General features: G+C 70.0%; 8 protein-coding genes. 7 read left to right on the top strand and 1 reads right to left on the bottom strand.

Features of this window, described 5'->3' with window-relative positions:
* The first annotated feature begins 4 nt into the window (after window positions 1-4).
* The 6 genes from WIS52_RS28735 (at window position 5) to WIS52_RS28760 (ending at window position 3,424) form a co-directional block, all read left to right on the top strand.
* Window positions 5-718 (top strand): M50 family metallopeptidase, encoded by a 714-nt coding sequence (locus WIS52_RS28735; protein ID WP_349301538.1) that lies wholly within the window; start codon window positions 5-7, stop codon window positions 716-718.
* 56 nt (window positions 719-774) lie between these two features.
* Window positions 775-1,203: a nitroreductase/quinone reductase family protein gene (locus WIS52_RS28740; protein ID WP_349301539.1), complete on the top strand. Its 429-nt coding sequence runs from the start codon at window positions 775-777 to the stop codon at window positions 1,201-1,203.
* A 33-nt stretch (window positions 1,204-1,236) separates the two neighbouring features.
* Window positions 1,237-1,671 (top strand): GlcG/HbpS family heme-binding protein, encoded by a 435-nt coding sequence (locus WIS52_RS28745; RefSeq protein ID WP_349301540.1) that lies wholly within the window; start codon window positions 1,237-1,239, stop codon window positions 1,669-1,671.
* A gap of 513 nt (window positions 1,672-2,184) precedes the next feature.
* Window positions 2,185-2,457: a GlsB/YeaQ/YmgE family stress response membrane protein gene (locus WIS52_RS28750; RefSeq protein WP_379612320.1), complete on the top strand. Its 273-nt coding sequence runs from the start codon at window positions 2,185-2,187 to the stop codon at window positions 2,455-2,457.
* Window positions 2,458-2,670: 213 nt separating this feature from the next.
* Window positions 2,671-2,952, top strand: coding sequence for a GlsB/YeaQ/YmgE family stress response membrane protein (locus WIS52_RS28755; RefSeq protein WP_349301541.1), 282 nt, complete (start codon window positions 2,671-2,673; stop codon window positions 2,950-2,952).
* 205 nt (window positions 2,953-3,157) lie between these two features.
* Window positions 3,158-3,424: a GlsB/YeaQ/YmgE family stress response membrane protein gene (locus tag WIS52_RS28760; protein WP_349301542.1), complete on the top strand. Its 267-nt coding sequence runs from the start codon at window positions 3,158-3,160 to the stop codon at window positions 3,422-3,424.
* Window positions 3,425-3,831: 407 nt separating this feature from the next.
* Here WIS52_RS28760 and glnA read toward each other — a convergent pair whose 3' ends face one another.
* A complete protein-coding gene (gene glnA / locus WIS52_RS28765; RefSeq protein WP_349301543.1) occupies window positions 3,832-5,253 on the bottom strand; it encodes a type I glutamate--ammonia ligase in 1,422 nt (473 codons plus the stop codon).
* Window positions 5,254-5,447: 194 nt separating this feature from the next.
* On the opposite strand from glnA, the gene WIS52_RS28770 reads away from it, so the two are divergent.
* Complete coding sequence (locus WIS52_RS28770; RefSeq protein ID WP_349301544.1) at window positions 5,448-5,936, top strand: RDD family protein; 489 nt, start codon at window positions 5,448-5,450, stop codon at window positions 5,934-5,936.
* The last annotated feature ends 214 nt before the right edge of the window (window positions 5,937-6,150 follow it).

Below are 6,150 nucleotides of genomic sequence, written 5' to 3' on the forward strand. Positions count from 1 at the left end.
GCCGGTGCCCCCCACCGACCTGATCACCCGTGGCTACGAGCTTGTCGCGGCGCGCCCGGCGTCGCTGCTGGCGGCCGTGCTCGCGCTGGCGGTCGTCGCCTGGCACCCGACCTGGCGGATGACCCGGACCGCGGTGACGATCGCCCACGAGGGCGGGCACGCGCTCGTCGCGGTGCTGGTCGGGCGCGGGCTGACCGGGATCCGGCTGCACGCCGACTCGTCCGGGGTCACCTACTCGACCGGCGCCGGGCGCGGTCCCGGCGTGGTCGCGATGTTCCTGGCCGGCTACGTCTTCCCGCCGCTGCTCGGGCTGGGCGGTGCGGTGCTGGTCGCCGCCGACTCGGCGCGGGCGATGCTGTGGATCGGCGTCGTGCTGCTGGCCGCGACGCTGCTGCAGATCCGCAACCTCTACGGAGGGCTGGCCGTCGTCGTGACCGGGGCGGTGCTGGTGCTGGTCGCGATGCGCGCCGAGGAGGACCTGCGGACCGGCTTCGCGGCCGCGCTGTCCTGGTTCCTGCTGTTCGGCGGGGTGAAGGCGTGCGCCGAGCTGCGCCGGGGGCGGCGTCGCGGCCGGATGCGCCATTCGGACGCCGACCGGCTGGCCGAGCTGACACCGCTGTCCGGTGCCGTCTGGGCAGCGTTCTTCCTCCTCGTCGCGGTGGCTGCGACGGCGACCGCCGGGTGGGTGGTGTTCGCGCCGGGAGGTGCTCCGGCCTGAGGCCCGGCGGTCGAGGGCCGAAGCAGCGGCACTGCGGGGATGCCAGGATCGGGCGCATGGCCGAGGATTTCAACAGCCGTGTCATCCGCGAGTTCCGGGAGAACGACGGGCGGGTCGGTGAGCCCTTCACCGGGCTGCCGATGGTGCTCGTGCACCACGTCGGGGCGAAGAGCGGCACCGAGCGGGTCACCCCGCTCCGATGGTTCTCCGACGGCGGGAAGGCCGTCGTCGTGGCCTCCGCGGCGGGCGCGCCGACCCACCCCGCCTGGTACCACAACCTGATGGCGCACCCGGACGTCACCGCCGAGGTCGCCGACGGCGAGGGCGGGGTGCAGACCATGGAGGTACACGCCGAGGAGCTGCCCGACGACGAGCGGAAGCGGCTCTGGGCCGAGATCACCGACAACGAGGGCGGCTTCGCCGGCTACCAGCGCAAGGTCGAGGGCATCCGGACGATCCCGTTGGTGGCGCTGGTCCCGCGCTGACGCGGCGGTGGTCCGGATGGCAGGCTCCGGGGCATGACGATCACCCTCGAGCAGGCACAGACCATCACCGCCGCGGCACTGGCGCACGGCACCGAGCAGGGGTTCAACCCGCTGACGGTCGCCGTGCTCGACCCGGGTGGCGCGATCGTCGCGCTGGCACGACAGGACAACTCGGGCTTCCTGCGCCCGGACCTCGCGGTCGGGAAGGCGAGCGGTGTGCTGGCGCTCGGGATGACCAACCGGGCCATCGCGGCGCGCGCCGCCGACTCCCCGGAGTTCTTCACCTCGGTCGCGAACCTGGCCGGCGGGAAGATCCTCTCGGTGCCGGGCGGGGTGTTCGTGCGCGACGCCGCCGGCACGCTGCTGGGCGCGGTCGGGGTGACCGGTGACGCGTCGCTGAACGACGAGGCCGCCGCCCTGGCCGGGATCGAGGCCGCCGGGCTGGTCGGCGTCACCGGCGCCGAGTAACGCCGCCGTCGCCGGCAAGGTCCGGACGAGCCGCACCCCCGGGCGACGGAGTCAGCCCGGGGGCGCGGAGGAAACACGGCCCCGCCGCCGAGAGGAAGGGTCGTGCACGTGCGTGGGCGCGCGCCGAAGGGGCGAGCGCGGGGTGGGTACGTCGTCGCGCCGGGACAGGCGGACTCGCCACGGTGCGTGGTGCAGGCCGGTTGGGGCCGCCACGCGGTGTGACGCGGGACACGGTGAGGTGAGTGAACCAGTCGATCGTCCGGGTTGTCAACGCGAAGCGTCCGTGTCGCGAGAAATCGTTGCGTGGTGCATTCTTCACTCATGCATCGGGGATGACCCCGATCGGGACCTGGGGGACCCGGATCGGAAGGCCAGGGAAGTTCCCGCATACGAGCCCGCGCCGGTCGGAATAGCGTCACTGATCCGGTCGACGCTCGGTCGGCCGCCCGGTGCCGGATCGGCATGCAGGCGGCGGTCCGCCCGGCGGACGAGCCGGACTCAGGGAGGAACACCGTGGGCACTATCGGGACGATCATCGGCTGGCTCGTGCTCGGACTCGTCGCGGGCTTCATCGCCCGGGCCGTCGTACCGGGCAAGGACGACATCGGCATCCTGCGCACGATCGTGCTGGGGATCGTCGGGTCGATCGTGGGCGGACTGCTGGTGAGCATCTTCACCGGCTTCAACAGCTTCCAGCCCGCCAGCTGGATCGGCTCCATCATCGGCGCGATCATCGTGCTGGTGATCTACAACAAGGTGACCGGGCGCAAGCAGGTCGGGCGATAGCGCCTGGTCGAGCCGTGGCCGCGCATGTGGTCCCGCCGCTCGACTCCGGTCGGACCACGCCGGCTGTGGCGACGTGTTGCGGCTACCCGATCGGGTCCGAACGGTGACCATTCGGGACGTTTCACCGTGATGCTCACCGGACACTCCGTGGCAGCTTGGTCCGGTATGCCGGGCCTCTGCTCGTTCCGTCCGTCGCTGTAGAGGAGACATGTCATGCTCTGGACCATTCTTATCGCCATCGTCGTCGGTCTGATCGCCGGATTCCTGGCGCGCGCCATCGTTCCCGGGAACGACAAGATGGGCATCCTGCCCACGATCGTCCTCGGCATCGTCGGCTCGCTCGTGGGTGGTCTGCTGTGGTCGCTCGTGTCGAGCGGCGGGGCCGGCCAGTTCATGTCGTTCTCGATCGGTGGCATCTTCGGTTCGGTGATCGGTGCGATCATCGTGCTGCTGGCCTACAACGCGATCACCGGTCGCAAGAAGGTCCGTCGCTGACGGATCGCCTCTCTCGCGGCCTGCGACGCCGTCCGGTTCCCGAACCGGACGGCGTCGTCGTGTGTCCGGGGCCGGGGGTCTGCCGGAGGGAGCACCGGAGCGCCGAGGTTTCGATCGGAGGCTCGCCGGTCACTCCCTGTCAGATCGTCACACAAGGTGCGTCGGTCCGTCCGAGGGACGAACCGGAAACAGGGGAGGGAACGACATGATCGGGACGATCATCGGTTGGCTCGTGCTGGGACTCGTGGCGGGCTTCATCGCCCGGGCCGTGGTGCCGGGCAAGGACGACATCGGGATCCTGCGGACGATCCTGCTGGGCGTCGCGGGTTCGTTCGTGGGTGGTCTGCTGGCGAGCATCTTCACCGGGTGGGACGGCTTCCAGCCGACGGGCTGGATCGGATCGATCATCGGCGCGATCGTCCTGCTGGTGGTCTACAACAAGGTGACCGGACGCAAGAAGGTCCGCCGCTAGACCTGCGGTGACCGCGATTCGGCGCCGTCCGGGACCTCCCGGGCGGCGCCGACGTGTGTCCGGGGGGCCGGAGGCTTTCCGGAGGGTCGCCGGAGCCGTTCCGGAGGGGTGCGGAGTCAGTGTCGACGACGTCCTGACCCCCACCTCCGGAGGTACACCGTGTCGACCCGTCTCGCCGTCCTCGTCGGGAGCACCCGTCCCGACCGTGTCGCCCCGACCGTCGCGACCTGGATCGCGGACCTCGCCCGCAAGCACGGCGCGTAGAGCAGGTCGAGATCGGCGTCGTCGAGCGGGCGGAGGGAGTCGATCATGGGTCGACGCTGGACCGCGCACGACGAGGGCCCGGCACCCCTTGGGGATGCCGGGCCCTCGTGGACGTCACCGTCGCGCCGGGAGGCGCGGGCGGATCACACGTCGTAGTACAGCGCGAACTCGTACGGGTGCGGACGCAGGCGCAGCGGGTCGATCTCGTTCTCCCGCTTGTACTGGATCCAGGTCTCGATCAGGTCCGGGGTGAACACGCCACCGTCGAGCAGGTAGTCGTGGTCCTCCTCGAGCTTGTCGATGACCGCGCCCAGGCTGCCCGGGACCTGCGCGATGTCCTTGGCCTCCTCGGGCGGGAGCTCGTACAGGTCCTTGTCGATCGGCGCGGCCGGCTCGATCTTGTTCTTGATGCCGTCGAGGCCGGCCATCAGCATCGCCGAGAAGGCGAGGTACGGGTTGCCGGACGAGTCGGGGCAGCGGAACTCGATGCGCTTGGCCTTCGGGCTGTCACCGGACAGCGGGATCCGGATGCAGGCCGAGCGGTTCCGGGCCGAGTAGACCAGGTTGACCGGCGCCTCGAAGCCCGGGACCAGACGGTGGTAGGAGTTCACCGTCGGGTTGGTGAAGGCCAGCAGCGACGGCGCGTGGTGCAGCAGGCCGCCGATGTAGTAGCGCGCGGTGTCGGACAGCCCGCCGTAGCCGGACTCGTCGTGGAAGAGCGGCTGGCCGTCCTTCCAGAGCGACTGGTGCACGTGCATGCCCGAGCCGTTGTCGCCGAACAGCGGCTTCGGCATGAAGGTCGCGGTCTTGCCGTTCTGCCACGCCACGTTCTTCACCAGGTACTTGAAGAGCATGATGTCGTCGGCCGCGTGGAGCAGCGTGTTGAACTTGTAGTTGATCTCCGCCTGGCCGGCGGTGCCGACCTCGTGGTGCTCGCGCTCCACCTCGAAGCCGGAGTTCTGCATGGTGCTGACGATGTCGGCACGCAGGTCGGCGTAGTGGTCGACCGGCGGGACGGGGAAGTAGCCGCCCTTGTAGTTGACCTTGTAGCCCAGGTTGCCGCCCGGCTCGTCGCGGCCGGTGTTCCACCAGCCCTCGGCCGAGTCGATGTGGTGGTAGGCCTGGTGCGGGTCCGTGCCGAACCGGATGGAGTCGAAGACGTAGAACTCCGCCTCCGGCGCCATGAACGCGGTGTCGGCGATGCCGGACGCGGCCAGGTACTCCTCGGCCTTGCGCGCGACGTTCCGCGGGTCACGGGAGTACGGCTCACCGGTGACCGGGTCGTGCACGAAGAAGTTGACGTTCAGCGTGCTGTGCTTGCGGAACGGGTCCATCCGCGCGGTCGCCGGGTCCGGGAACAGCGCCATGTCGGACTCGTTGATCGCCTGGAAACCGCGGACCGACGAGCCGTCGAACGCGGCGCCGTTCTCCAGGAGGTCGCCGGCCGTCTTGGCGGGGACGGTGAGGTGCTGCATGACGCCGGGCAGGTCGCAGAACCTGATGTCGACGTACTCGACCTTCTCGTCCGAGATGTACTTGAGTACCTCTTCGGCGTTGCTGAACACTCTCTCGGGCTCCTTCGATCGCTGGTATCGCTGGTGGAGATCGGAGGCGACGGTAGGAGTGCCGTGTTGCCCACCCATCAATGCCCTGTTTCGCCGACGTTAACTGCCCGAGGCGCGACGACGATCACAGTTGTCCGGGTTGTCCGATCCGAGGCGGCGGCGTCATCGCCGGGCCGAGGCCTAGGCTAGGCCGCATGGCGCGCTGGATCGAGTCCTGGCTCCCCGGTTCATCCACCGGTAACGGGAGCGGTACGCAGCGCGCCGGACATCCCGGGCAACAGTTCGGGCTCCCGGCCTCGGGGCACTACTCGGTGGCCGGGATGGGGCGCCGTGTCGGCGGGCTCTGCATCGACTGGTTCCTGGCGTACCTGCTGGTCGTCCTGTTCTCCGGCGTCGACGCCATCGGGTCCCCGGACTCCAACTGGTGGATCATGGGGACCTGGTTCACGATCACCGCGCTGATGGTCGCGGTGCTGGGCGCGACGCCCGGGCACATCGCCCTGGGCATGCGGGTCGCGCGGACCGACATGGCCGGCCACGTCGGCGTCCCGCGGGCGCTGCTGCGCACCGCGATGATCGCCCTGGTGCTGCCGCCGCTGCTGCGTGACCCGGACGGCCGGGGCTGGCACGACCGCGCCAGCACCACCATCGTCGTCCGCGTGGTCCGCGCCGCCTCGACCTGACCGCGCCTCCACTCCCTTCGCCTACCGCTCCGGCTCCCGCTCCCTTTCCCCACTCATGACGCTGTGGTTCGGGCATACCGAACCACAGACGCTCCTATGGGCTGTCAATGGTCAGCGGGGTGTTGGGCCGGGTGGGTGGGGTTTCGAGCTGGCGGTGGAGCTGGCGGGCGATGTAGCGCTTGAGGCAGCGGCGGATCTCGCGGTCGGTTTTGCC

Origin of the sequence: Pseudonocardia nematodicida, assembly GCF_040105385.1 — a bacterium.
Lineage (GTDB): Bacteria > Actinomycetota > Actinomycetes > Mycobacteriales > Pseudonocardiaceae > Pseudonocardia > Pseudonocardia nematodicida.

Coding starts and splice junctions, on each gene's coding strand:
- WIS52_RS28740 (WP_349301539.1), top strand. CDS start 775: ATGGCCGAGGATTTCAACAGCCGTGTCATCCGCGAGTTCCGGGAGAAC.
- WIS52_RS28745 (WP_349301540.1), top strand. CDS start 1,237: ATGACGATCACCCTCGAGCAGGCACAGACCATCACCGCCGCGGCACTG.
- WIS52_RS28755 (WP_349301541.1), top strand. CDS start 2,671: ATGCTCTGGACCATTCTTATCGCCATCGTCGTCGGTCTGATCGCCGGA.
- WIS52_RS28760 (WP_349301542.1), top strand. CDS start 3,158: ATGATCGGGACGATCATCGGTTGGCTCGTGCTGGGACTCGTGGCGGGC.
- WIS52_RS28770 (WP_349301544.1), top strand. CDS start 5,448: ATGGCGCGCTGGATCGAGTCCTGGCTCCCCGGTTCATCCACCGGTAAC.